This window comes from Micromonospora sp. LOL_013, assembly GCF_048060315.1.
GTDB lineage: Bacteria > Actinomycetota > Actinomycetes > Mycobacteriales > Micromonosporaceae > Micromonospora_E.
On sequence record NZ_JBHMIQ010000121.1, the window covers coordinates 1 to 383 of the forward strand.

A 383-nucleotide genomic window follows, 5' to 3' on the forward strand; every position below is an offset into this window, starting at 1 on the left:
GCCGACCGGGCCACGCGGCACGAATACGGCCTCTCCCGCCTCCCGGTACGGCCCGAAGTCGACGTCGTCGCGTTCCCCGGCCGGCGCGACCAGACCATCGACCAGGACCGCGTCCCGACGGGCCGGGTCACGGACCCGCTCGTACAGCGGGGTCAACACCTCGTCCACCAACGGTTCCACCTCCTCCCGGTAGCGCTCCACGGTCGTCGAGCCGCGGCCGAACACCTCACCGAGCACGTCCGACGCGAGGTTGTGCCGCAGCCCGAACAGCACCATCACCAGCGCCGTGTCCAGCGGCACGCCCGCGGCCGTCCCACCGGCGGGTCCCAGTCCAGCAGCGCGTCCACCTGCTCGACCAGCCAGTCGACTTGATCGGAGTCCAA

1 pseudogene is annotated in these 383 nt (G+C 71.8%); it reads right to left on the reverse strand.

Annotated features, from left to right (window positions below):
- Positions 1-300 (reverse strand): annotated as a pseudogene (locus tag ACFHWS_RS28595) (hypothetical protein); the annotation flags it as partial.
- Positions 301-383 lie beyond the last annotated feature (83 nt).